At 60.0% G+C, this 25,575-nt stretch carries 20 protein-coding genes; 17 read left to right on the forward strand and 3 right to left on the reverse strand.

What is annotated here, in order from left to right; translation table 11 throughout:
• The first annotated feature begins 17 nt into the window (after positions 1–17).
• The 4 genes from ACZRJ6_RS06585 (at position 18) to ACZRJ6_RS06600 (ending at position 3,173) form a co-directional block, all read left to right on the forward strand.
• The gene (locus ACZRJ6_RS06585) at positions 18–983 is read left to right on the forward strand and encodes an L-carnitine dehydrogenase (protein WP_463967827.1); all 966 of its coding nucleotides are present in this window, start codon (positions 18–20) and stop codon (positions 981–983) included.
• 27 nt (positions 984–1,010) lie between these two features.
• The gene (locus ACZRJ6_RS06590) at positions 1,011–1,487 is read left to right on the forward strand and encodes a thioesterase family protein (protein ID WP_463967826.1); all 477 of its coding nucleotides are present in this window, start codon (positions 1,011–1,013) and stop codon (positions 1,485–1,487) included.
• Positions 1,488–1,496: 9 nt separating this feature from the next.
• On the forward strand, positions 1,497–2,657 hold the full coding sequence (locus tag ACZRJ6_RS06595) for a gamma-butyrobetaine dioxygenase (RefSeq protein WP_463967825.1): 1,161 nt from the start codon (positions 1,497–1,499) through the stop codon (positions 2,655–2,657).
• Between the two features lie 252 nt (positions 2,658–2,909).
• The gene (locus ACZRJ6_RS06600; RefSeq protein WP_149413406.1) at positions 2,910–3,173 is read left to right on the forward strand and encodes a hypothetical protein; all 264 of its coding nucleotides are present in this window, start codon (positions 2,910–2,912) and stop codon (positions 3,171–3,173) included.
• A 122-nt stretch (positions 3,174–3,295) separates the two neighbouring features.
• Here the strand turns inward: ACZRJ6_RS06600 and gbdR are convergent, their stop codons facing one another.
• Both gbdR and ACZRJ6_RS06610 read right to left on the reverse strand, forming a co-directional pair.
• On the reverse strand, positions 3,296–4,399 hold the full coding sequence (gbdR, locus tag ACZRJ6_RS06605) for a choline metabolism transcriptional regulator GbdR (RefSeq protein ID WP_133102362.1): 1,104 nt from the start codon (positions 4,397–4,399) through the stop codon (positions 3,296–3,298).
• A gap of 518 nt (positions 4,400–4,917) precedes the next feature.
• Complete coding sequence (locus tag ACZRJ6_RS06610; RefSeq protein WP_463967824.1) at positions 4,918–6,294, reverse strand: L-serine ammonia-lyase; 1,377 nt, start codon at positions 6,292–6,294, stop codon at positions 4,918–4,920.
• Between the two features lie 438 nt (positions 6,295–6,732).
• On the opposite strand from ACZRJ6_RS06610, the gene ACZRJ6_RS06615 reads away from it, so the two are divergent.
• The 3 genes from ACZRJ6_RS06615 to choV all read left to right on the forward strand — a co-directional run bounded on the left by ACZRJ6_RS06615 (position 6,733) and on the right by choV (position 9,768).
• Positions 6,733–7,680 (forward strand): choline ABC transporter substrate-binding protein, encoded by a 948-nt coding sequence (locus tag ACZRJ6_RS06615; protein ID WP_149413404.1) that lies wholly within the window; start codon positions 6,733–6,735, stop codon positions 7,678–7,680.
• Positions 7,681–7,747: 67 nt separating this feature from the next.
• Complete coding sequence (gene choW / locus ACZRJ6_RS06620) at positions 7,748–8,593, forward strand: choline ABC transporter permease subunit (protein WP_133102365.1); 846 nt, start codon at positions 7,748–7,750, stop codon at positions 8,591–8,593.
• Complete coding sequence (gene choV, locus ACZRJ6_RS06625) at positions 8,590–9,768, forward strand: choline ABC transporter ATP-binding protein (protein WP_463967823.1); 1,179 nt, start codon at positions 8,590–8,592, stop codon at positions 9,766–9,768. The genes choW and choV overlap by 4 nt, the downstream gene beginning before the upstream one ends.
• Positions 9,769–9,853: 85 nt before the next feature.
• Here the strand turns inward: choV and ACZRJ6_RS06630 are convergent, their stop codons facing one another.
• A complete protein-coding gene (locus ACZRJ6_RS06630; RefSeq protein ID WP_463967822.1) occupies positions 9,854–11,851 on the reverse strand; it encodes a BCCT family transporter in 1,998 nt (665 codons plus the stop codon).
• Positions 11,852–12,290: 439 nt separating this feature from the next.
• Here ACZRJ6_RS06630 and betI point away from each other — a divergent pair, with 439 nt between their 5' ends.
• The 10 genes from betI to ACZRJ6_RS06680 all read left to right on the forward strand — a co-directional run bounded on the left by betI (position 12,291) and on the right by ACZRJ6_RS06680 (position 25,572).
• A complete protein-coding gene (betI, locus tag ACZRJ6_RS06635) occupies positions 12,291–12,884 on the forward strand; it encodes a transcriptional regulator BetI (RefSeq protein WP_463967821.1) in 594 nt (197 codons plus the stop codon).
• 112 nt (positions 12,885–12,996) lie between these two features.
• Entirely contained in the window at positions 12,997–14,469 is a 1,473-nt protein-coding gene (gene betB / locus ACZRJ6_RS06640; RefSeq protein WP_463967820.1) for a betaine-aldehyde dehydrogenase, read from the forward strand.
• A gap of 128 nt (positions 14,470–14,597) precedes the next feature.
• Positions 14,598–16,298 carry a choline dehydrogenase gene (gene betA / locus ACZRJ6_RS06645; protein ID WP_463967819.1) on the forward strand — a complete coding sequence of 567 codons (1,701 nt, stop codon included), beginning with the start codon at positions 14,598–14,600 and terminating at the stop codon, positions 16,296–16,298.
• 200 nt (positions 16,299–16,498) lie between these two features.
• The gene (locus tag ACZRJ6_RS06650) at positions 16,499–17,194 is read left to right on the forward strand and encodes an RraA family protein (RefSeq protein WP_149414459.1); all 696 of its coding nucleotides are present in this window, start codon (positions 16,499–16,501) and stop codon (positions 17,192–17,194) included.
• A gap of 69 nt (positions 17,195–17,263) precedes the next feature.
• Entirely contained in the window at positions 17,264–18,706 is a 1,443-nt protein-coding gene (locus ACZRJ6_RS06655; protein WP_463967818.1) for a TldD/PmbA family protein, read from the forward strand.
• The gene (locus ACZRJ6_RS06660) at positions 18,706–20,022 is read left to right on the forward strand and encodes a TldD/PmbA family protein (RefSeq protein ID WP_463967817.1); all 1,317 of its coding nucleotides are present in this window, start codon (positions 18,706–18,708) and stop codon (positions 20,020–20,022) included. The genes ACZRJ6_RS06655 and ACZRJ6_RS06660 overlap by 1 nt, the downstream gene beginning before the upstream one ends.
• Positions 20,023–20,369: 347 nt before the next feature.
• Positions 20,370–21,260 carry an alpha/beta fold hydrolase gene (locus tag ACZRJ6_RS06665; RefSeq protein ID WP_463967816.1) on the forward strand — a complete coding sequence of 297 codons (891 nt, stop codon included), beginning with the start codon at positions 20,370–20,372 and terminating at the stop codon, positions 21,258–21,260.
• 35 nt (positions 21,261–21,295) lie between these two features.
• Positions 21,296–22,723 carry a multidrug transporter subunit MdtD gene (gene mdtD / locus ACZRJ6_RS06670; RefSeq protein WP_463967815.1) on the forward strand — a complete coding sequence of 476 codons (1,428 nt, stop codon included), beginning with the start codon at positions 21,296–21,298 and terminating at the stop codon, positions 22,721–22,723.
• 155 nt (positions 22,724–22,878) lie between these two features.
• Entirely contained in the window at positions 22,879–24,216 is a 1,338-nt protein-coding gene (gene dbpA / locus ACZRJ6_RS06675) for an ATP-dependent RNA helicase DbpA (protein WP_256666344.1), read from the forward strand.
• A gap of 177 nt (positions 24,217–24,393) precedes the next feature.
• Positions 24,394–25,572 carry a BaiN/RdsA family NAD(P)/FAD-dependent oxidoreductase gene (locus ACZRJ6_RS06680; RefSeq protein WP_463967933.1) on the forward strand — a complete coding sequence of 393 codons (1,179 nt, stop codon included), beginning with the start codon at positions 24,394–24,396 and terminating at the stop codon, positions 25,570–25,572.
• The last annotated feature ends 3 nt before the right edge of the window (positions 25,573–25,575 follow it).

The raw sequence follows: 25,575 nt of genomic DNA on the forward strand, positions 1-25,575 counted from the left end.
CTCTTTAGGAAGTTGCCATGCGCTTTATCACCGAAATCAAAACCTTCGCAGCACTGGGCAGCGGTGTCATCGGCAGCGGCTGGGTATCCCGCGCCTTGGCCCACGGCCTCGATGTAGTGGCCTGGGACCCGGCACCCGGCGCCGAAGCAGCCTTGCGCAAACGCGTCGCCAACGCCTGGGGTGCCCTGGAAAAACAAGGCCTGGCACCCGGTGCGTCCCAGGACCGCCTGCGTTTTGTCGCAACCATTGAAGAGTGCGTCAAAGACGCTGACTTCATCCAGGAAAGCGCCCCGGAACGCCTGGAACTGAAGCTGCAATTACACGCCCAGATCAGCGCGGCGGCCAAGCCCAATGCGTTGATCGGCTCCAGCACTTCAGGGCTGTTGCCCAGCGAGTTTTACGAAGGTTCGACCCATCCTGAGCGTTGTGTGGTCGGCCACCCGTTCAACCCGGTGTACCTGCTGCCGCTGGTGGAAGTGGTAGGCGGCAAAAATACCGCGCCAGAAGCGGTGCAGGCCGCGATCAAGGTGTATGAATCCCTCGGCATGCGCCCACTGCATGTACGCAAGGAAGTTCCAGGCTTTATCGCCGACCGCCTGCTGGAAGCGCTGTGGCGCGAGGCGTTGCACCTGGTCAACGATGGTGTGGCGACTACCGGCGAAATCGACGATGCAATTCGCTTTGGCGCGGGTTTGCGCTGGTCGTTCATGGGGACTTTCCTGACCTACACGCTGGCGGGTGGCGATGCCGGGATGCGCCACTTCATGGCGCAGTTTGGGCCAGCGTTGCAGTTGCCGTGGACGTATCTGCCCGCCCCGGAATTGACCGACAAGCTGATTGACGATGTGGTCGATGGCACCAGCGAGCAGTTAGGCAAGCACAGCATTTCGGCCCTGGAGCGCTATCGTGATGATTGCCTGTTGGCGGTGTTGGAGGCGGTGAAAACCACCAAAGCCAAGCACGGCATGACCTTCAGTGAGTAACCGATCATCTCCCCTGGAACCGATGCCATGCCCGCTCTAACCACCTACACCACAAAAATCCTCCCCGACTGGGTCGACTACAACGGGCACCTGCGCGATGCCTTCTACCTGCTGATTTTCAGCTACGCCACCGACGCGCTGATGGACACCCTGGGCCTGGACAGCGACAACCGCGAAGCCAGCGGCAACTCGCTGTTCACCCTGGAACTGCACCTCAACTACCTACACGAAGTGAAGCTGGGCGCCGAGGTTGAAGTTCGTACGCAACTGATCGCCCACGACCGCAAGCGCCTGCACCTCTATCACAGCCTACATCGGGTGGGAGAAGAGCGGGAACTGGCCGGCAACGAACAAATGCTGCTCCACGTCGATCTCGCTGGGCCGCGTTCGGCACCGTTCACTGAGGCGATATTGGACAAGCTGGCGGCCATCACTGGCGAACAAACCGATCTGGCAAAACCCGCCCTCCTCGGCCGCGTCATTGGCCTGCCACCGGAAAAATAGGGGATCACCATGAACACCGCCGCCGCTGTTGCCGACTTCCGCACTTACCCGCTGATCAGCGCCCTCGCCGATGTGCAGGTGTTGGCCGATCAGGTGCGGGTGCAGTGGGCCGATGGCCGGGGCAGCCCGTTCCATCATCAGTGGCTGCGAGACAACTGCCCGTGTCCGGCCTGCGTGTACAGCGTGACCCGCGAACAGGTGCTGGAGATTGTCGATGTCGACGAGGACCTCACGCCCCTAAGCGCACACATCGATCAGGGTTTCCTGCGTGTGGAGTGGCACGGCGGCCACAGCAGCCGCTTCGATCCCGGCTGGCTGCGGGCCCATGCCTATGACGATGTATCCCGCGCCGAACGCCGGGCCGCCAAGCCAATATCCAAGCTGTGGGACAGCCGCTTTGAACTACCGGTTTTTGAATACGCAGCCTTGATGGAAGACCCGAAGGCACTGCTGCAATGGCTGCTGGCCCTGCGCGACAGCGGCCTGACCCAAGTGCGCGACGTACCTGTCGAACCGGGTTCCCTGGCACTTATCGCCAGGCGCATTTCATTCATCCGCGAGAGTAATTTCGGCGTGCTGTTCAACGTGCAATCCAAGGCCGATGCCGACAGCAATGCCTACACCGCTTTTAACCTGCCGCTGCACAGCGACTTGCCCACCCGCGAGCTGCAACCGGGGCTGCAATTTCTGCATTGCCTAGTCAATGACGCCAACGGTGGCGAGAGTATTTTTGTCGACGGTTTTGCCATTGCTCGCGCCTTGCGAGAAGAAGATCCCGAAGCGTTTCGTGCGCTGTGTGAAATCCCGGTGGAGTTTCGCAACAAGGACCGCCATAGCGACTATCGCCGCCTGGCGCCGATCATTGCGCTGGATGCCCTGGGTGAGGTCGCGGAGATCCGCATGGCCAACTTTCTGCGCGGGCCGTTTGAGACGTCGGTGGAGCAGATGCCATTGTTGTACCGCGCCTATCGACGGTTTATCGCAATGACGCGCGAGGATCGGTTTCGCCTGGTCAAACGATTGAATCCCGGTGAGTTGTGGTGCTTCGATAATCGCCGCACGTTACATGCGCGCAATGCCTTTGACCCGGCTTCGGGGGCGCGGCATTTCCAGGGCTGCTATATCGATCGGGATGAGTTGTTGTCGCGAATCCTGGTGCTGCAGCGATAAGCAAAAAAAGCCCCGATCAAGCCGTGACAGGATCGGGGCAGAGTGCTTTGTGTGAGCTGCGCATCCCGAGGGTGACCAAACCTTCAAGCTGCTTGCTTGAGTCCAGTGTGCCCATTCCTTGGGCTGGCGAGTTAGCCGAAAACGACCTGTTCATAGGTGTCACGACCATTCGTGCATTCAGTCCTTGCCGACATCCCGATCGCCTACCAGAATCGACCTCAATCCCCCGCTCCCCTAACAAGGATAAACGTCATGATGCACGCGGATTTGATTGACCAGGACGACCTGCTTGGCCAACTGCGGTCGTTGGGTTTCGAAGTGTCCAGCGGCGCCACCGCCGAGCAGGCCTGCGAATGTGCCGTGCGCGGCTTGAGTGAAGCGCGAGCCAAGGCGCTCAAGGGCATGGTCGAGCAGATGTACACCAGCAGCGCGACGATTTTGCCGGCGGTAAGGCAGGCTATCGATAAGCAGCTGTTACCGGCGCTGGTGCAGTTTCGGCAGAACTCCGGCGCCTGAAAATCACTGTCTCTATAGGAGCGAGCTTGCTCGCGAAAAACCTGAGGACGACGCGTTCATCCAGGATGCCAGCGTCATCGTTCACGACCTTCGCGAGCAAGCTCGCTCCTACAGTTAGAGCGTTAGAGCCTTACACTCGCGAAAGTCGACTCATTGCGAGCCTGGCTCAACGCCGACAACGGCCCGGACAGCGGTGACAACACCAACGCCTGCGGGATCGGCATCATTGCCACTTGCTGGGTGGTGTTGGAACCGACGCGCTCATCCCGTGGTGGAATGCCGAAGTATTCTCGGTAGCACTTGGAGAAGTGCGGCGTGGAGACAAACCCGCACACCGATGCCACTTCGATGATCGACATCGGCGTTTGCTTGAGCAACTGCCGTGCACGGATCAGGCGCAACTTGAGGTAGTAGCGCGACGGCGAACAGTGCAGGTATTTCTGGAACAACCGCTCCAGCTGACGCCGGGAAACGGCGACATACACCGCCAGTTCATCGAGGTCGATGGGTTCTTCCAGATTGGCCTCCATCAGCGCAACGATTTCCTGCAGTTTCGGCTGATTGGTGCCGAGCATGTGCTTGAGCGGTACACGCTGGTGATCCTGCTCATTGCGGATGCGTTCGTAAACAAACATCTCGGAGATCGCCGCCGACAATTCACGACCGTGGTCGCGGCTGATCAGGTGCAGCATCATGTCCAGCGGCGCAGTGCCGCCGGAGCTGGTGAAGCGGTTGCGGTCCAGGGTGAACAGGCGTGTGCTCATGGCCACGCGTGGGAAAGCTTCCTGCATCGACGCCAGGCATTCCCAGTGCACGCTGCAATCAAAGCCATCCAACAGACCTGCGCAAGCCAAAGCCCAGCTGCCGGTGCACACCGCACCGAGACGGCGCGACTGGCGCGCCTGGCTTTGCAGCCACGACACATGTTCACGGGTGACGGTGCGCTGGATACCCACGCCGCCGCAGACAATGATGGTGTCCAGGGCCGGAGCTTTGTGCATCGAGGCATCGGGGGTGATTTGCAGACCGTCGCTGGCCCACACATGGTTTCCATCGACACTCAAGGTCGTCCAGCGGTACAGCTCGCGGCCGGACAATTGATTGGCCATGCGCAGCGGTTCTACTGCGGAGGCCAGGGAAATCAGCGTGAAATTGTCCAGCAGCAAAAAGCCGATGGATTGAGGCGCACGGTTCTGGGGTTGAGCCCCGGAGTTGAACGACGTCATCGCGGTATCTCCTCACACAAAGCGGGTGATGGCCTCAGGCGAGGCTCTTGTTATTGCACTCATCTTCCTCGGGAATATTTCCTGGGAGAGAGGCTTTGAATTGATAGAGCAAATGCCATGCCTAAAGTTGAATGGCCATTCAATAACTCCTGAAAACGACCTGCTGACGTGTCTATATAAGCCCGCGCACGGAGTGGGGGATATGACCCGAAAAAAACGCGATAGGAAGCAGGCTCAAGGGGTGTGAGCAGATCGGTAGCACTTGTGGGAAGCGGATGAAACGACGTAGGAAAAGTCTGTCACCACAAGCACAGGTGACGGGTGGTCAGCGGCGGATTCGTTTGGGAGCTACTTATCTATTTGCGACGCGCTAAAAGGTGGCGTGACGAGAGGGTGTGCTCAATGTAGGAGCGAGGGGGACGCCTAGTTCTTGCTCGCGAAAAACCTGAGAGCGTCGCGTTCATTCAGGATGGGCGCGTTATCGCTCACGACCTTCGCGAGCAAGCTCGCTCCTACAGTCAACATTCAACGGCACTCACCGCCAACCCACCCCGTGAAGTCTCCTTGTACTTGTCATGCATATCCGCGCCGGTATCACGCATGGTGCGGATCACCCGGTCCAGGGAGATAAAGTGCTGACCATCGCCACGCAAGGCCATCTGCGCCGCATTGATCGCTTTCACCGCCGCAATGGCATTACGCTCGATACACGGCACTTGCACCAGGCCGCCCACCGGGTCGCAGGTCAGGCCCAGATTGTGCTCCAGGCCAATCTCCGCCGCATTGCACAGCTGTTCCGGCGTAGCGCCGAGAATCTCCGCCAGCCCGGCCGCCGCCATGGCGCAGGCTGAGCCGACTTCGCCCTGGCAACCGACTTCGGCGCCGGAGATCGAGGCATTCTTTTTACACAAAATCCCCACCGCCGCCGCGCTGAGGAAGTAGTCCACCACGTTGGCTTCGGTGACCACCTCGCTGAATTTCATAAAGTAGTGCAACACCGCCGGAATGATCCCCGCCGCACCGTTGGTAGGTGCCGTGACCATGCGCCCGCCGGCGGCGTTTTCCTCGTTCACGGCCAGGGCGAACAGGTTGACCCACTCCATGGCGCTCAAGGTCGAGCCGATCACGTTGGGCTTGCCCAGCTCCTGCAAACTGCGGTGCAACCTGGCCGCACGCCGCCGCACGTTCAGGCCGCCGGGGAGGATGCCTTCGTGTTTGAGGCCTTGTTCGACGCAATCTTGCATTGCACGCCAGAGTTTCATCAGGCCACTGCGAATGTCCTCCTCCGAACGCCAGACCTTTTCGTTGGCCAACATCAATTCGGCGACCCGCAGGTTGTGGGTCTTGCACAAACTCAGCAATTGCACGGCGCTGGAAAAATCATAGGGCAGCTCAGTGCGATCCATGTCTGCCACGCCACTGGCGGCCTGCGCTTGATCCACCACAAAACCGCCGCCCACTGAATAGTAGGTGTCGCGGTGCAGTTCAGTGTCATCAGCGAACACCACCAGGGTCATGGCATTGGGGTGGAACGGCAGGTTTTCATCGATCAGGCGCATGTCCCGCGACCACAGGAACGGCACCGACAAACGCCCGTCCAGCAGCAAGGTGTTGGTCTCGCGCAGGGCCTCGATGCGCAGGCCAATCAGCGACGGATCAATCGCATCCGGCCACTCGCCCATCAGCCCCATGATCACGGCATTGTCGCTGCCGTGACCGATGCCCGTGGCCGATAAAGAGCCGTAGAGCTGAACTTCAACGCGCCGTACCTGTTCCAACAGACCACGTTCACACAATCCTTGAACGAATAACGCCGCGGCGCGCATGGGGCCGACGGTGTGAGAACTGGAAGGGCCGATGCCGATCTTGAACAGGTCGAAAACGCTAATAGCCATTACCGTGAAACTCCTCGATGAGCACAGGCCAGGCATAGAAAACACCTGGTGACGGAGCTGCTACGCTCAAGCTGCTTTCCGCCGAGATGGGCGCATCATCAAGCTTTTGTTGCCCCGTTCGGCGTCTCACACCGACGTACCCATGCTTACCAGCGCCGCCCCCGTGCGATCACTCGTTTTGACCGTTTTTTTACGGTGCAGATCGACAAAAAGTGCAGTATTGCCTTGGAAAAATTCTGTAAGCGACGTCACCGACACTGGATACGACCATCCCTGTACTGGATACGACGCCCCCTGTAGGCGTCAGATTTTCACTGGTACATGATCAAGTCACGACTCGTTTGCAAGGTACCGTGGCAGAGCTGTGTCGCACGCCCCAACCGCAACACTTATAAAGCGCGGCAAACGCCGCCAGAAAAACACCAGGAGTCCAAACCCATGAAAGGTTCCCCGTCGTTGTTGTTGGCCGCCATGCTGAGTCTGCCCCTTGCGGCACAAGCCGCAGAACCGGCGCAATGCAGTACCGTCAATTTCTCGGATGTCGGCTGGACTGACATCACCGTCACCACCGCCACCACCAGCGTGGTCCTCGAAGCCCTCGGCTACAAAACCCGCACCACGATGATTTCCGTTCCAGTGACCTACAAGTCCCTGGCCGACGGCAAGAACATGGACATTTTCCTCGGCAACTGGATGCCGACCATGGAAAACGACATCAAGCAGTACCGTGATGCCGGCACCGTGGAAACCGTGCGCGCTAACCTGGAAAACGCCAAGTACACCCTGGCGGTGCCCGAGGCGCTGTACAACAAGGGCCTGAAAGACTTCGCCGACATCGTCAAATTCAAGAAAGAACTGGACGGCAAGATCTACGGCATTGAGCCGGGTAACGACGGTAACCGCACCATCCAGAGCCTGATCGACAAAGACGCCTTCGGCTTGAAGACCGCCGGTTTCAAGGTGGTCGAGTCCAGCGAAGCCGGGATGTTGTCCCAGGTAGATCGCGCTCAGCGCCGTGGCACCGATGTGGTGTTCCTGGGCTGGGAGCCGCACCCGATGAACACCCGTTTCAAGATGAAGTACCTCACCGGCGGTGACGATTCCTTCGGCCCCGACTACGGCAAGGCGACCATCTACACCAACACCCGCAAAGGCTACGTCCAGGAATGCAGCAACGTCGGTCAGTTGCTGAAAAACCTGGCGTTCACCCTGGACATGGAAAGCACCCTGATGGGCAATGTCCTGGACGACAAAATGAAACCCGAAGCCGCCGCCAAGGCGTGGCTGAAGAAAAACCCGCAAGTGCTCGACACCTGGCTCGCCGGTGTTACCACCATCGATGGCAAACCAGGTTTGGAGGCCGTAAAAGCCAAGCTCGCCGAGTAACCGCTGACCCCGGGCCGGTAGGCTGGCCCGGGATGTTTTCCCTCTTCGCATGTGGACACTCACTACCATGCTGACTGAACAGAAAATCCCCCTTGGCCAGTACATCGCTGCCTTCGTTGAATGGTTGACGCAAAACGGCGCCGACTACTTCGACGCAATCGCATCGACACTGGAAACGATGATCCACGGCGTGACGTTTGCGCTGACCTGGTTCAATCCGCTGGCATTGATCGGTCTGATTGCGCTGCTTGCTCACTTTATTCAACGCAAATGGGGACTGACGGTTTTCGTCATCCTTTCCTTTCTGCTGATCCTCAACCTGGGGTACTGGCAGGAAACCATGGAGACCCTGGCGCAAGTGTTGTTCGCCACCCTGGTCTGCGTGGTCATCGGTGTGCCGCTGGGCATCGTCGCCGCACACAAACCGATGTTCTACACCCTGATGCGGCCGGTACTCGATCTGATGCAGACCGTACCGACCTTCGTCTACCTCATCCCTACCCTGACCCTCTTCGGGCTGGGTGTGGTGCCCGGCCTGATTTCCACGGTGGTGTTCGCGATTGCCGCGCCCATCCGTCTGACCTACCTGGGTATCCGTGATGTCCCGCAAGAGTTGCTGGACGCAGGCAAGGCCTTTGGCTGCTCACGCCGTCAATTGCTCTCGCGTATTGAACTGCCCCACGCCATGCCGAGCATCGCCGCTGGCATTACCCAATGCATCATGCTGTCGTTGTCGATGGTGGTAATCGCCGCCCTGGTGGGCGCCGACGGCCTCGGCAAACCGGTGGTCAACGCACTGAACACCGCCGACATTGCCCTGGGCTTCGAAGCCGGCCTGGCGATCGTGCTGCTGGCGATCATGCTCGACCGTATCTGCAAACAACCCGACGCCAAAGTAGGGGGTGACGCATGAGCATCATTCGCTTTGATCAGGTCGACGTGGTGTTCTCCAAGGACCCCCGTGAAGCCCTGAAACTGCTTGACCAAGGCATGACCCGCGACCAGATCCTGAAAAAAACCGGGCAAATTGTCGGCGTCGAAAAGGCCAGCCTCGACATCGAGAAAGGCGAGATCTGCGTGCTGATGGGCCTGTCCGGCTCCGGTAAGTCGAGCCTGCTGCGTTGCATCAACGGCTTGAACACCGTCAGCCGCGGGCAACTGTTTGTTGAGCATGAAGGCAAACAGATCGACATTGCGTCTTGTACGCCAGCCGAGCTGAAAATGATGCGCACCAAGCGCATCGCCATGGTCTTCCAGAAATTCGCCCTGATGCCGTGGCTGACGGTGCGCGAAAACATCAGCTTCGGCCTGGAGATGCAGGGCCGGCCGGAGAAAGAACGCCGCAAGTTGGTGGACGAGAAGTTGGAGCTGGTGGGCCTGTCTCAGTGGCGCAACAAGAAACCCGATGAGCTGTCCGGCGGCATGCAGCAGCGTGTGGGCCTGGCCCGGGCCCTGGCGATGGACGCCGATATCCTGCTGATGGACGAACCCTTCTCCGCCCTCGACCCGCTGATCCGCCAGGGTTTGCAGGATGAACTGCTGGAGCTGCAACGCAAGCTGAGCAAGACCATCGTATTCGTTAGCCATGACCTGGATGAGGCGCTGAAACTGGGCAGCCGCATCGCGATCATGAAAGACGGGCGGATCATCCAGTACAGCGTGCCGGAAGAGATCGTGCTGAACCCGGCGGATGACTATGTGCGCACCTTCGTCGCCCATACCAACCCGCTGAACGTGCTGTGCGGCCGCAGCCTGATGCGCACGCTGGACAACTGCAAACGGGTCAACAGCTCGGTATGTCTCGATCCTAGCGGCGACTCGTGGCTGGACCTGGCCGAAGGCAACACCATCAAGGGCGCACGCCAGAATGGTTCAGTGCTGAACCTGCAGAACTGGGCGCCTGGGCAAGCGGTGGAGGGGCTGGGTCGGGTACCGACGCTGGTGGATTCCAATATTGGTATGCGCGATGCGTTGCAGATTCGCTATCAGACAGGAAACAAGCTGGTGCTGCAGGACAACGACAAGGTGGTGGGTATTTTGGGTGACAGCGAGCTGTACCACGCGCTGTTAGGCAAGAACCTGGGCTGAAAAAAAGGGATCGCGGTGAGCGATCCCTTTTTGTTTTAGGCAGTTTGATCGTTCCCATGCGGGGGAACGGTCACTGTCTCAACCCTCAGCTATAGACACGGCCAAGGAGCTGGCGATGGCTTTCAAACTGATCGAGCACATCCCGGGTAATTTGTTCCGGGGTGAAGCCCATCAGGTCGTATTCCTGGCTGCCGTTGTGCAAATACACCTCGGCGCGGTAGTAGCGCGTGCGCTCTTCCTCGCCCTGAAGCGACTCACTCGGCGCCGCCAGGTAGCCATCCAGGCTGACCTCGTAGACAAATGGGTTGCCCTCTTCCATCTCGATCCGCACGCCCATGCAGCACTTGGACTTACCGAGCACAGTCTGCACATCCAGCCCTTGAGCACGCAAGGCCGCCGCCGCTTCTTCCAGCGCTGGCGTCACCTTTTTATCCATAAAGCGCTGCACCACGGCTTGGGTTGGGTGCAGGTCGAGGGCAGTCAAGCGCTCGCTGAAACCATGACGACCACGCTCAGCCAGTTGCGCTTGCTCCAGCTCGATCGCCACGTCCTGGCGCATGGCCTTGTGCAGACCGAACATAAACAGAATCAGCACCACAGAGAACGGCAGGCCGGCCAGCACCACCATGGTTTGCATGGCTTCAAAGTTACCGGCGAACAGCAAACCGATAGTCACCAGGGTGATCACCGACGACCAGAAAATCCGCAGCCAGTGCGGCGCATCTTCGTCAACGTTGCCGCCCTTGCAAGACAGGTTCGCCATCATCACCGCGCCGGAATCCGCCGGGGTCAGGAACAGCACGAAGCCCACAAAAATCGACACACCAATGACAATTTTCGACGCGGGGTAATGCTCAAGCAGTTGGTAGATTGCCATGGACGGTTGTTCCAGGGCAGTTTTGCCCAACTCCACCGCGCCATGGTTAAGCACCAGGTCCAGCGCCGAGTTGCCGAAGATCGACAACCACGCCAGGGTGAAGCCCAGCGGGATCAGCAACACGCCGGCCACCAGTTCACGCACGGTACGACCACGGGAAATACGCGCGATAAACATGCCCACGAATGGTGCCCAGGAAATCCACCAGGCCCAGTAGAACAGGGTCCACAGGCCCATCCAGCGCTCGGACTTCTCGCCATCGCCTTCGTATACATACAAGTCGAAGGTTTTCAGCACGATGCCGTTCAGGTAATCGCCGGTGTTCTGCACCAGGCCATTAAGCAAATGCAGGGTCGGCCCGAACAACAGCACGAAAATCAGCAGGCCGCTGAACAGCACAATATTGAGGTTGGACAGGCGGCGAATACCGTTTTCCACACCCGACACGGCGGCGATGGTTGCCACGGTGCTCATCACGATGATCACGATCAGCAGGTTGGTGTTGTTGTGCTCCATACCGAACAAGTTTTCCAGCCCCGACGATACTTGCAGCGAGCCAATGCCGAGGTTGGTCACCAGGCCCAGCAAGGTCACGAACATGCCAAAGCCGTCCACCGCGTGACCGGCAGCGCCTTTGACCCAACGCTCGCCCACCAGCGGGTACAGCGCCGAACGCAAGGCCAGCGGCTGGTTATGACGATAGGCAAAGTACGCCACGGCCAGACCGACCAAGGCATAGATCGCCCAGCCGTGCAGGCCCCAGTGCAGGAAGGTCAACTGCAACGCCTGCCGTGCGGCCGTGCCAGTGGCAGCGGCGCCTTCAGGCGGATTGAAGTAGTGGTCCAACGGCTCCGAAGCACCGAAGTACAACAGCGAGATGCCGATCCCCGAAGAGAACAGCATGCCGGCCCAGGCGCCATAGCTGAAGTCTGGGGTGTCGTCCTTGCTGCCCAGTTTCAACTTGCCGTAGGACGAAAACGCCAGGCCCACCACAAATACCAGGTAGGCGGCGATGACCACCATGTAGTACCAGCCAAAGCTTTTGGACAGCCAGGCCTGGGCTACACCAAGCACCCGGCCGGCCTCTTGCGGGGCGATGATCAAAATGGCCGTCAACAACAGAATCAGCGCGGTAGAGGTGTAGAACACCCAACCGTTGACCCGTACCTTTTCTGGCGGGGTCTTTATAAGAGAGGCAGAACTCATGGCACAGATGCTCCAGGCAGTGCGAGAGAGAAACACAAGGCAGCGCTTTACCCGATCCATCGATTTTTTGGCAGTCGACTGGCGGGTGATATAAAGACACCCCGAAAAACCCTGAACCCCACAAAAGCAACATTGTTGGCTGGCGGCGAAAGCCTTGGACGAGCTCTTTTCAGTAAAAAAAGCGTCGCGTCATGACCTTAAGCGTCTTGCCCATTCAAACGTTCCGTCTTCGCCAGCTCGCGCTATGCCACGTGGTCGTTTCAGAGGTTTTTTTTCAGATGTCTGGTGTCGCGCCTTGTCGGTAAAAAACCTACAGGGCGTGACGATTTGTCGCAGATCTTATTCTTTGTTGATTGAACGTTCAATCAAAACAAAATAGACTGGCCCACAAGCCGACGGACGTTTATCGCTCGTCGGCAGGCCTAAGGAGAGGTGCACGATGCCCAAGGTCGGTATGCAACCCATACGCCGCCAGCAGTTGATCGAGGCCACGTTGACGGCCATCGATCAGGTCGGAATGGGAGATGCCAGCATTGCGCTGATCGCCCGCCTGGCCGGTGTCTCGAATGGCATCATCAGTCACTACTTTCAGGACAAGAATGGCCTGATCGCCGCCACGATGCGGTACCTGATGAACGTCTTGATCGAGAATGTCCACGTTCGTCGGCACGCGTTGAAGGATGACAGCCCACGGGCGCACCTGCAGGTGATCATCGAAGGCAACTTCGACGCCAGCCAGGTCAACGGCCCAGCAATGAAAACCTGGCTGGCCTTCTGGGCCTCCAGCATGCACCACCCGTCTTTGCACAGGTTGCAGCGGATCAACGATCACCGCCTGTATTCCAACCTGTGCTGCCAGTTCCGCCGTGCGATGCCACTGCCCGAGGCACGCAGCGCAGCCCGCGGGCTAGCGGCCCTGATCGACGGTTTGTGGTTGCGCGGCGCACTGTCGGGAGACGCTTTCGACACTGAGCAGGCGCAACGGATCGCTTACGAATATATGGATTTCCAATTGGCCAAGCAGGTGAGTTAGAGCACACATAATCGCTCAACCCCTGAACTGCTGCTGATCGGTGTTGCCAGAACCTTAATGGCCCCACCCTTTAGTGGTTAACGCCAACCACTTATGCACTTGCGAGGACTTTATGGCCCGTTTCGAACTGCAAAAACTCTACATTGACGGCGGCTACTCCGACGCTGGCAGCGATGCCACCTTCGAAGCCATCAACCCGGCTAACGGTGAAGTTCTCGCCAACGTACAACGCGCCACCAAGGAAGACGTTGAACGTGCCGTGGTCAGCGCCGAAAAGGGCCAGAAAATCTGGGCCGCGATGACCGCCATGGAGCGTTCGCGCATCCTGCGTCGCGCCGTTGAAATCCTGCGCGAGCGCAACGATGAGTTGGCCGCGCTGGAAACCCTGGACACCGGCAAGCCGTACTCCGAGACCCAATACGTCGACATCGTCACCGGCGCCGACGTGCTGGAATACTACGCAGGCCTGGTGCCCGCCATCGAAGGCGAGCAAATCCCGCTGCGTACCACTTCGTTCGTCTACACCCGTCGCGAGCCCCTGGGCGTCGTGGCCGGTATCGGCGCGTGGAACTACCCGATCCAGATCGCCCTGTGGAAGTCCGCGCCAGCCCTGGCCGCCGGCAACGCGATGATCTTCAAACCAAGCGAAGTCACTTCGCTGACCACCCTGAAACTGGCCGAGATCTACACCGCGGCCGGCGTTCCAGACGGCGTGTTCAACGTCCTGACCGGCAGCGGCCGTGAAGTCGGCACTTGGCTGACCGAACACCCGCGCATCGAGAAAATCTCCTTCACTGGCGGCACCGACACCGGCAAGAAGGTCATGGCCAGCGCTTCCAGCTCTTCGCTCAAAGAAGTGACCATGGAACTGGGCGGCAAATCCCCGCTGATCATTTTCGACGACGCCGACCTCGATCGCGCCGCCGACATTGCGATGATGGCCAACTTCTACAGCTCGGGCCAGGTTTGCACCAACGGTACTCGCGTATTCGTTCCGACCGCCCTCAAAGGCGCGTTCGAAGCCAAGATTGCCGAGCGCGTAGCCCGCATCCGCATTGGCAGCCCGCAAGACGAAAACACCAACTTCGGCCCGCTGGTCAGCTTCGCCCACATGGAAAGCGTGCTCGGCTACATTGCCAAAGGTAAGGAAGAAGGCGCGCGCCTGCTGTGCGGCGGCGACCGTCTGACCGACGGCGAATTCGCCAAGGGTGCCTACGTTGCGCCGACCGTGTTCACTGACTGCACCGACGAAATGACCATCGTCCGTGAAGAAATCTTCGGCCCGGTGATGAGCATCCTCACCTACGACACCGAAGAAGAAGTGATCCGCCGCGCCAACGACACCGACTTCGGCCTGGCCGCTGGCCTGGTAACCAAGGACCTGAACCGCGCGCACCGCGTGATTCATCAGCTGGAAGCCGGTATCTGCTGGATCAACGCCTGGGGCGAGTCCGACGCCAAGATGCCGGTCGGTGGCTACAAGCAGTCGGGTGTTGGCCGTGAGAACGGCATCACCTCGCTGAACAACTTCACACGCATCAAATCGGTACAGGTTGAGCTGGGCGACTACGCATCAGTGTTCTGAGGAGCCTCAAGCGGCAAGCTTCAAGCTGCAAGTAAAAGCAGTTTGGTTTGCCGCACCTCCCAGATACACCGCTCGCTGCTCTTTCTTGCAGCTTGAAGCTTAGAGCTTGTAGCTCTCAAGGAGACCCCATGACTCAAGAATACGATTACATCATTGTTGGCGCAGGTTCTGCGGGCAACACCTTAGCGACCCGTCTTACCGAAGACGAAGGCGTCACCGTCCTGCTGCTGGAAGCCGGCGGCCCGGACTACCGCCTGGATTTCCGCACCCAAATGCCAGCCGCCCTGGCCTTCCCACTGCAGGGCCGCCGCTACAACTGGGCCTACGAAACCGATCCAGAGCCATACATGGACGGCCGCAAGATGGAATGCGGTCGTGGCAAGGGCCTGGGTGGCTCTTCCTTGATCAACGGCATGTGCTACATCCGTGGCAACGCCATGGACTACAACGGCTGGGCGAAAACCCCAGGGCTGGAAGACTGGTCTTACCTGGACTGCCTGCCGTATTTCCGTAAAGCGGAAACCCGCGACATCGGCCCTAACGACTACCACGGTGGCGAAGGCCCGGTCAGCGTGACCACGCCAAAAGCCGGCAACAACCCACTGTTCGCCGCCATGGTTGAAGCCGGCGTGCAGGCCGGTTACCCGCGTACCGACGACTTGAACGGTTACCAGCAGGAAGGCTTCGGCCCGATGGACCGTACCGTGACGCCGAACGGCCGTCGCGCCAGTACCGCCCGCGGTTACCTGGATACGGCCAAGAAGCGTTCGACGCTGACCATCGTCACCCATGCTCTGACCGACAAAGTGCTGTTTGAAGGCAAGCGTGCCGTGGGCGTGCGTTACCTGATCGGCGCCGCTGAAGAGCGCGTTGAAGCCCGTGCCCGCAAGGAAGTGCTGGTGTGCAGCGGCGCTATTGCTTCGCCGCAGATTCTGCAACGCTCCGGCGTTGGCCCGGCGAAACTGCTGGAAAGCCTCGACATCCCGGTGGTCCACGACCTGCCAGGTGTCGGTGAAAACCTGCAGGATCACCTGGAAATGTACCTGCAATACTCATGCACCCAGCCAGTCTCGCTGTACCCGTCGCTGCTCTGGTACAACCAGCCGGCCATCGGTGCCGAGTGGCTGTTCAACGGCACCGGTATTGGCGCCAGCAACCAGTTCGAAGCCGGCGGTTTCATCCGTTCGCGCGAAGAATTCGAATGGCCGAACATCCAGTACCACTTCCTGCCGGTCGCTATTAACTACAACGGCAGCAACGGTGTGAAAGAGCACGGTTTCCAGGCCCACGTGGGTTCCATGCGTTCGCCGAGCCGTGGCCGCATCCAGCTGAAGTCGAAGAACCCACGGGAATACCCGAGCATCCTCTTCAACTACATGTCCAGCGAACAGGACTGGCAGGAATTCCGTGACGGCATCCGCCTGACCCGAGAAATCATGCAGCAGCCAGCACTGGACGCCTTCCGTGGCCGCGAAATCAGCCCCGGCATTGAAGTGCAGACCGACGAGCAACTGGACAAGTTTGTCCGTGAGCACGCCGAAACCGCGTTCCACCCGTCCTGCTCATGCAAGATGGGCACCGACGAGATGGCTGTGGTCGATGGCGAAGGTCGCGTACATGGCATGCAGGGCCTGCGTGTGGTCGATGCCTCGATCATGCCGCTGATCACCACCGGCAACCTGAATGCGCCAACGATCATGATCGCCGAGAAAATCGCCGACAAGATCCGTGGCCGCCAACCGCTTGCGCGCAGCACGGCGGATTACTACGTGGCGGGCGACAAGCCAGCGCGTGGCAAGCCGCTGCGTGAAGTAAGCCGTACTGCGTAATAACTGATACGCCCCTGTGGCGAGGGGCAAGCTCCCTCGCCACAATGGATTACAGCCCTGGCCGCACAGGCTGTAAACCCGCCCCACACCGCACCGCCCTTGATCCCACCCCCCGCGCAGGCCTAATCTATTGCCGCGCAAACGTTTCACCTTCCTGCCCTACCGATACGCCGGCACTTGCCTGGCCACGAGGCTTTCTCATGTTTGATGTCGTTTCTTCGAGCAAATGGCCTACCGGCTTCCTGATCAATCCAAACGTTGAACCACTGGACCCAAAATGGCTGAAGGAATTCAGCAAGATCCCGGCCGCTGCCGTCAGCGACTGCCTGGGTCGTAACGTCGGTGGCCTGGGACTCAAGTCCTTCCACGGTAATGCGCCGATGCTCGGCAGTGCACTGACTGTGCGCGTGCGTCCGGGTGACAACCTGATGATTCTCAAAGCCATGCAGATGGCCCGTCCGGGCGATGTGCTGGTGATCGACGGCAGCGCCGACCTGACCCGCGCCGTGTTCGGCGGCATCATGCGCGCCATGGCCCTGAAGGCCGGCATCGTCGGCGTGGTGATCAACGGCGCCCTGCGCGACCTCGACGAATGGCAAACCGGCGAACTGCCGGCTTACGCCATCGGCGGCGTACACCGTGGTCCGAGCACCGACGGCGGCGGCGAAATCAACGTGCCGATCTCTTGCGCCGGCATGCTGGTGGCCCCTGGCGACCTGATGATCGGCGACGGCGACGGCGTGGTCGCAGCTTCGCGCACTGAACTGCCGGAACTGCTGGTGCGCTGCCATGACCTGCTGGCCCGCGAGAAAGCTACACTGGCGGCTATCGAAGCCGGCACCCTGGACTCTGATCGTTTTGACGCCATCCTGCGCGCCAAGGGTTGCCCGGTCTAAAGCCAAAAGCATCGCGGGCTTGCCCGCGATGAGGGCCTCAGGGCCTGCGCTGCCCACAAGGAAGGCCCCATGTTCGACAAGCACCCCATCCTCAAAAAGCACTTCGCCGCCCTGCGCACTACCGCCGATTTTTTCTCCCTGCGCTACGTGCGCGAATCCGGCCAATACCTGTCAGTGCGCAAGAACGTCGCCGAGCCCCCACACCTGAACCGCGACGAAGGCGCGATGCTCACCGTGCGCCTCAACGGTGTCGAAGCCTACGCCGCGACCAACGATATTTCCCTGCCAGGCCTGCAAGCCGCCCTTGAGCGCGCCGAACAGCAGGCCCGGTTGATCAAGCCCCACGCCCTGCTCGACCTGCGCGACCAGCCGGTGTCCAGCGACGTTGCCGACTACCTGTCGCCCGACCTCAACCAGGCGTTCCCTTCCCTGAGCGATTGCTACCAACTGCTCGGCGCCGAATCCTTTGCGGTGCCCAAGGACGAGCGTCTGGTGAACTGGGAAGTCAACCTGGGACTGACCCACGTCGAACAGATCTACCTCAACAGCGTTGGTGCCGAACTGCGCCAGGCCCAGCGGTTTATTTTTCCGGGCCTGAGCGTCACCGCCTACGATGGCAGCGATAGCCAGACCCGCACCCTGGGTGGCACCAACTTCGGCCAGCAAGGCGGCTTCGATGTGATCAGCCGCTTCGGCCTGATCGGCGCCGCTGCGCAGATCGCCGACCAGGCCCTGCAACTGCTGTTGGCACCTAACACGCCGCAAGGTCCACGCGACCTGTTGCTGATGCCTGACCAGATGATGTTGCAGATCCACGAATCCATCGGCCACCCGCTGGAACTGGACCGCATCCTCGGCGATGAGCGCAATTACGCTGGCACCAGCTTCGTCAAGGCCAGCGACTTTGGCAGCCTGCAATACGGCTCCAGGCTGCTCAATGTGACCTTCGATCCGGACATTCCCGAACAGCTCGCCAGCTACGGCCATGACGACGACGGAACCGCCGCCAGCAAGCAATTCCTGATCCGCGAAGGCCTGTTGCTCAAGCCATTGGGCGGCGCGCTGTCGCAATACCGCTCGGGTATGGGCGGCGTGGCCAACAGCCGCGCGTGCAGCTGGAACCGCCCGCCTATCGACCGCATGGCTAACCTCAATATCGAGGCTGGCGACCAGACCCAGGCGCAACTGATCGAAGGCATCGAGCACGGCATTCTCATGTCCACCAACCGTTCGTGGTCCATTGATGACGCTCGCAACAAGTTCCAGTTCGGCTGCGAATGGGGCCAACTGATTGAAAACGGCGAACTCAAGGGTGTGGTAAAGAACCCCAACTACCGGGCCATTTCCGCGCAGTTCTGGCGCAAGCTCAGCGCCGTCGGCGACGCCAGTACCTTCAAGGTCCTGGGTACGCCGAACTGCGGCAAGGGCGAGCCCAACCAGGTAATCCGCGTCGGCCATGCATCGCCGGCGTGTGTATTCAGCAATGTTGATGTGTTTGGGGGAGACGCCTGATGGAGACCTTCAAGGCCCTGGTGGATTGGCTCAAGCAGGCCATCACCGAAGAGGAACAGTTTCATCTGGGTTACGCGGCGGAATCGTCCGAGTTCGTGCGTTTCAACCACGCCAAGGTGCGTCAGGCCGGCCAGGTGCAACAGGCCAGCCTGAACCTGAAACTGATCAATGACGGTCGCCATGCTGACCTGGGTATTACCTTGGCTGGCGAACCGGAGCTGGATCGCCAGCGCCTGGCCGATGGCCTGCAACAACTGCGCGAGACCTTGGCGCTGCTGCCGCAAGATCCCTATCTATTGCTCAACCACAACGCCTGGCAAAACAAGGACCAGCAGGCTCTACCGCTGCCAGGGCTGGCTCAGGTATTGGAAGAAATCAACCAGGCTGCACACGGTGTGGATATGGTCGGTTTCTACGCCGCTGGTCCCATTAGCCGCGGTTTTGCCAGCTCCTCGGGCGCCTTCGGCTGGCATCAGGCCAATAGCTTCAACTTCGATTTCAGCCTGTTCCACGCCAACGGCGAAGCCGTGAAAGCCAGCTACGCCGGAAACGACTGGGACAGTGCCGACTTCGCCCGTCGTTTCCAGCAGGCGCGCGAGCAACTGGAGTTTCTTGGCCGCCCGCTGCACACCTTGGCGCCGGGACAATACCGCGCCTATATCGCTCCGGCGGCGCTGGAAGAAATCATCGGCATGCTCACCTGGGGCGGTTTTTCCGCCCAGGCCATCGCCAGCAAAAGCAGCCCGTTGCAGCGCCTGTATAGCGGCGATCAAGCGTTGAGCCCCTTGGTGGGCATCGATGAACAGGTCAGCGGCTCACTGAGTTCGGCGTTCTCTCGTGACGGCTATCCCCGCAGCGACGTGAAGCTGATCAGCGCGGGCAAGGCCGAAGGCCGGCTGGTCCACTCCCGTAGCGCCGCCGAGTACGGCTTGAGCGCCAACGGCGCCAGCGACGACGAATCCCCCAGCGCGTTGCAGATGGCCGCAGGTAGCCTGGCCCAGGCCGATATCCTCAAGCAGTTGGGCACCGGCCTGTACATCAGCAACCTGTGGTACCTGAACTACTCCGACCAGCCGGCGGCGCGCCTGACCGGTATGACTCGCTTCGCCACGTTCTGGGTGGAAGACGGCGAGATCAAGGCGCCGGTCAGCACCATGCGTTTTGATGACAGTGTCTACAACCTGCTGGGTTCGCAGCTGGAAGCGCTAACCGCTGATCGGGAATTGCTGCTGTCAGCCAGTACGTATAGCCAGCGCAATACCTCGTCCAACTTGTTACCGGGGGCACTGGTCAAGCGGTTGACTCTGACCCTGTAGACACGCATTCCCAATGCGACAACTATCCAATGTGGGAGCCGGGCTTGCCCGCGATGCAGGCGACTGGGTGTATCAATTACACCGCGGTGAGGCCATCGCAGGCGAGCCAGCGCCCACATTGAATCGCGTTACTCCCTCAAGACCGCATTGCGCCATGCGCAAAATTTCGCTTCAGACACTGGCCATCCGACCTGTTGTCGTCTTTGAAAAACCTCGCTATAAAGGCCAGTGGCATCTAGCCACGTCCGCGCGGTAAAAAACTCAAACAACTCCTGCGCAACCCCCAACCCACTTGCCCCCAAGTGATGCATGACCTTGCCCGGGAAAGGGCAAGCTGGAGCGTTGACATGAACCATGGAAGTTTTGTCATTGAAAAGCTGTTCAAGCACTACAACGTTCACGTAGAGCAGCTTGGTCACAACCCAGAGAAGAAAACCGTGCTGTTGGTCAATGGCGCGCTGTCCACCACCCGCTCGTTTGCCCGCACCAGCAAATGCCTGGCCGAGCATTTCAATGTGCTGATGTTCGATTTGCCGTTCTCGGGTTATTCGCGCCCTCACAACACCGAACTCGACCTGGTGACCAAGGACGACGAAGTGCAAATCCTCCGGGCCCTGGTGGAGCGCTTTGAGGTCAATCACCTTGTCTCGGCCTCTTGGGGCGGTATCTCCACGCTGTTGACCCTGGCCCACAACCCGCCCTCCATCGAAAGCTCGGTGGTTATGGCCCTGGCGCCCAGCCTCAATCAGGCGATGCTCGAATACGTGGAGCGCGTCCGAGTGCTGATCGAGGCCGATGACAAGTCCGCCGTCGGCCATCTGCTCAACGAGACCGTCGGCAAGTTCCTGTCGTCACGGCTCAAGCGCAACAACCACCGTCACCTGTCGAACATGGCCACCACCGAATACCGCCAGGCGCGCTTTCATATCCACCAGGTGCTGCAAATGGGCGACGGCAATTACCTGCCGCAACTGCGCCAGATCGAAACCCCGGTGCACTTTCTCAATGGCACGCTGGACGAATACACGCCGGCCGAAGACGCCCAACTGTTCAAGCAATATGTCGGTCGTAGCAGCTTCGTCACTGCCGAATACACCGGCCATTTGCTCGACCTGGAGTCCCACGACGCTGCTCTGGCGGTGCATCGGGCGCTGATTGATTTCCTGGTGGGCAAGGACGTGGCGCTGTCAGATATCGACGAACCGCCAGTGGGAAAAGAGGCAGCCGATGGCGCATAATCGCCAAAACATAGCCTGCTAACAAAAGGGAACTCATGCCGAATCGCGCCCCTCTCGACGCCAAGACCGCCCGCTGGCTACCCTGGGTGGTAGCGATTGCCTTCTTCATGCAGTCGCTGGATGGGACGATTCTCAACACCGCATTACCCGCCATGGCTCAGGACCTGGCGGAAAACCCACTGCGCATGCAAGGGGTGGTGATCGCCTACATGCTCACCGTGGCCCTGCTGATCCCTGCCTCGGGCTGGATCGCCGACCGCTTCGGCACCAAAAAAATCTTCTTCGGCGCGATCATGCTGTTCAGCATCGGCTCGTTGCTCTGCGCCCTGTCCAGCACATTGACCATGCTGATAGGCGCCCGCGTGATCCAGGGCCTGGGCGGCGCACTGATGCTGCCGGTCGGGCGACTGGTAGTGCTGCGCGCCTACCCCCGCTCGGAGCTGGTGCGAATCATGGGTTTCATCACCATTCCCGGCCTGCTTGGGCCCTTGCTCGGCCCGACCATGGGCGGCTGGATGGTGCAATACCTGACCTGGCACTGGATCTTCCTGATCAACTTGCCGGTGGGCATGATCGGCTGCTACGCCGTATGGAAATTTATCCCCGACCTGCGCGGCAGCGAACGCACGCGTTTTGATGGCGTGGGCTTTCTGCTGTTTGGCGCGGCGATGGTGCTGATCACCATCGCCATGGAAGGCCTGGGGGAGTTGCACCTGCCGCACCTGCGGGTGATGTTGCTGCTATTCGGCGGCCTGGCGTGCCTGGCTGCCTACTGGCTGCGGGCCGGGCATATCGATAACCCGTTGTTTTCGCCGGTGTTGTTCAAGACCCGGACCTTTGCCGTGGGCATTCTCGGCAACCTGTTCGCCCGCCTGGGCAGCGGTGCCCTGCCGTTCCTAGTGCCGCTGCTGTTGCAGATTGCCCTGGGTTACTCGCCGTCCCAGGCCGGGATGAGCATGTTGCCTTTGGCGGCGGCGGCGATGGTCGCCAAGTCCATTGCGCGACCGCTGATCGAACGCCTGGGCTATCGCATCGTGCTCACCGGCAACACCCTGCTGCTGGGGATGATGCTGGCGAGCATGGGCCTGGTCAGCGAACAGACGCCGTACCCGCTGCTGCTGGCCATGCTGGCGGTACTAGGAGCGATCAACTCGCTGCAATTTACCGCGATGAATACCGTGACGCTGATTGATCTGGACGACGCCCAGGCCAGCAGCGGCAACAGTTTGCTGTCGGTGGTGGCGCAACTGTCCCTGAGCCTGGGGGTGGCCTGCGCCGGTGCGCTACTCGGTGGCTTTACTGCCGAAGTGGGCAACGACGGGGTCAATACCGTGCTCGGTGCGTTCCAACTGACCTTTCTCACCGTGGGCATCATGGCGATGCTGGCGGCGGCGATCTTTTTGCAGCTTTCACCCAAGGATGGCCGACGAGTGGTCAGCCGCGAACACGATATCGAGCACTGAAATAGTGGGAAAAACCTGCGCCACCCAGGACTTCTCGTCTGGAACGTGCAGGGAAAATCCTTCGAGGCTGGTACACTGCGCGACATTTTGTTTTGCAGGCCAGTCCCGTGACCACCATCGCCACCGCTTTTAATACTTTGCCGCTGTCCGCCGCCATGCTGGCTAACCTCGACTCTCTGGGTTATGTCGAGATGACGCCGATCCAGGCGCAAAGCTTGCCGGTGATCCTCAAGGGGCTGGACCTGATCGCCCAAGCCAAGACCGGCAGCGGCAAGACCGCGGCTTTCGGCATTGGCCTTTTGAACCCGATCAACCCGCGCTATTTTGGCTGCCAGGCCCTGGTGATGTGCCCAACTCGCGAGCTGGCCGACCAGGTTGCCAAGGAAATCCGCCGCCTGGCCCGCGCCGAAGACAACATCAAGGTGTTGACCCTGTGCGGTGGCGTGTCCCTGGGACCACAGATTGCTTCGCTGGAACACGGCGCGCACATCATCGTCGGCACCCCGGGCCGTATCCAGCAGCACCTGCGCAAGGGTTCGCTGGTACTCGACGGGTTGAACACGCTGATCCTCGATGAAGCCGACCGCATGCTCGACATGGGCTTCTACGATGCCATCGAAGACATCATCAGCAAGACCCCGGCCCGCCGCCAAACCCTGCTGTTCTCCGCAACCTACCCGGTGAGCATCAAGCAGCTGGCGTCCAAATTCATGCGCGCGCCGCAGCAAGTGAAAGCCGAAGCTTTCCACTCCGATTCGCAGATTGAGCAGCGCTTCTACGAAATTTCCCCGGAAGAGCGCATGGAAGCAGTGACCAAGGTCCTGGCGCACTTCCGTCCGGCCTCTTGCGTGGCCTTCTGCTTTACCAAGCAGCAAGTGCAGGAAACCGTCGACCACCTGACGTCCAAGGGCATTTCTGCCGTCGGCCTGCATGGCGACCTGGAGCAGCGTGACCGTGACCAAGTGCTGGCGATGTTCGCCAACCGCAGTACTTCGGTATTGGTGGCCACTGACGTCGCCGCCCGTGGCTTGGACATTGACGCGCTGGACATGGTGATCAACGTTGAGCTGGCCCGCGACTCGGAAATTCACATTCACCGCGTAGGCCGTACAGGTCGCGCCGGTGAGACTGGCATTGCTATCAGCCTGGTAGCACCGTCTGAAGCCCACCGCGCCCAGGCCATCGAACAACTGCAAAAAGCTCCACTGAACTGGGACCAACTGAGCAACCTCAAGTCCCAGGGTGGCGCGCCGCTCGTGCCGGTCATGAGCACCCTGTGCATTGGTGCCGGTCGCAAGGACAAGGTTCGTCCGGGCGACATCCTCGGCGCTCTGACCGGTGAAGCCGGGATTCCAGGCGCCCAGGTGGGCAAGATCGCGATCTTTGATTTCCAGGCGTTTGTGGCCGTGGAGCGCGGGGTCGCCAAGCAGGCGTTGCAGCGTTTGAATGACGGCAAGATTAAAGGCCGCTCGTTGCGCGTTCGCATTCTCTAAGAGCGCCGCGTAACCACTGTAGGAACCAGATCAATGTGGGAGCCGGGCTTGCCCGCGATGCAGACGACTCGGTCTAACAGACTGAGTTGATGCCATCGCAGGCAGGCCAGCTCCCACATTTCATTGCATTGCATATCAGGATTTGCAGTGAACCAGAATTTGCATGAGGACTGTATTTTGCGCTCTACCGAAGTCGTGATCATTGGCGCCGGCGCCGCGGGTTTGATGTGTGCACTGACCGCCGCCGGGCGTGGGCGCAAAGTGATGTTGGTCGATCATGCGAACAAGGCCGGCAAAAAAATCCTGATGTCCGGTGGTGGCCGCTGCAACTTCACCAACCTGTACACAGAACCTGTCAACTTCCTCTCCCACAACGCGCACTTCTGCAAGTCTGCCCTGGCCCGCTACACCCAGTGGGACTTCATTGGCATGGTGGCCAAGCACGGCGTGCCATACCACGAGAAGAAGCTCGGCCAATTGTTCTGCGATAACAAATCCAGCGACATCCTCGGCATGCTGCTCGATGAGTGCGAGCAAGTGGGCGTGAGCCTGCACTTGGACACCTCGATCCAGCAGATCGAAAAACTCGACGCCGGGTATCAGTTGCAAACCACCCTGGGCGAGTTGCGCTGCGAATCCCTGGTGATTGCCACGGGCGGGCTGTCGATCCCGACCTTGGGCGCCACCGGCTTCGGTTATCAGGTGGCCAAACAGTTCGGCCATGAACTGCTTCCAACCCGCGCCGGGCTGGTGCCATTCACCATCACCGATCAGCTCAAGGAATTGTGCGGCGAGTTGTCCGGCACTTCGGTGGATTGCCTGGTGAGCTGCAACGACCAGAGTTTTCGCGAGAACATTCTGTTTACCCATCGCGGCCTGAGTGGGCCAGCGATTTTGCAGATTTCCTCGTACTGGGAATCCGGCGACGCCGTGGAAATCAACCTGCTGCCTGATCATGACGCCCACGCCTGGCTGCAACAGCAGCAGACCGAACGCCCAAACAGCGAGCTGAAAACCCTGCTGGGTGAGATCTTCACCAAGAAGATGGCCAACCTGTTGGCCGAGCAGTGGTTTATTTCCAAGCCGATGAAGCAGTACACCCACGCCGAACTGGCGGATATCGCGGCGAAGCTGGCAAGCTGGCAATTGGTCCCGGCGGGCACCGAAGGCTATCGCACGGCGGAAGTAACCTTGGGTGGCGTGGACACGCGGGAAGTGTCGTCCAAGACGATGGAGTCCCTGAAAAGCCCTGGGTTGTACTTCATCGGTGAAGTGCTGGATGTAAGCGGGCACCTGGGCGGGTTCAATTTCCAGTGGGCGTGGGCATCCGGCTACGCTGCTGCGCAATACGCCTGACAT

This window comes from Pseudomonas sp. C321, from assembly GCF_055407105.1.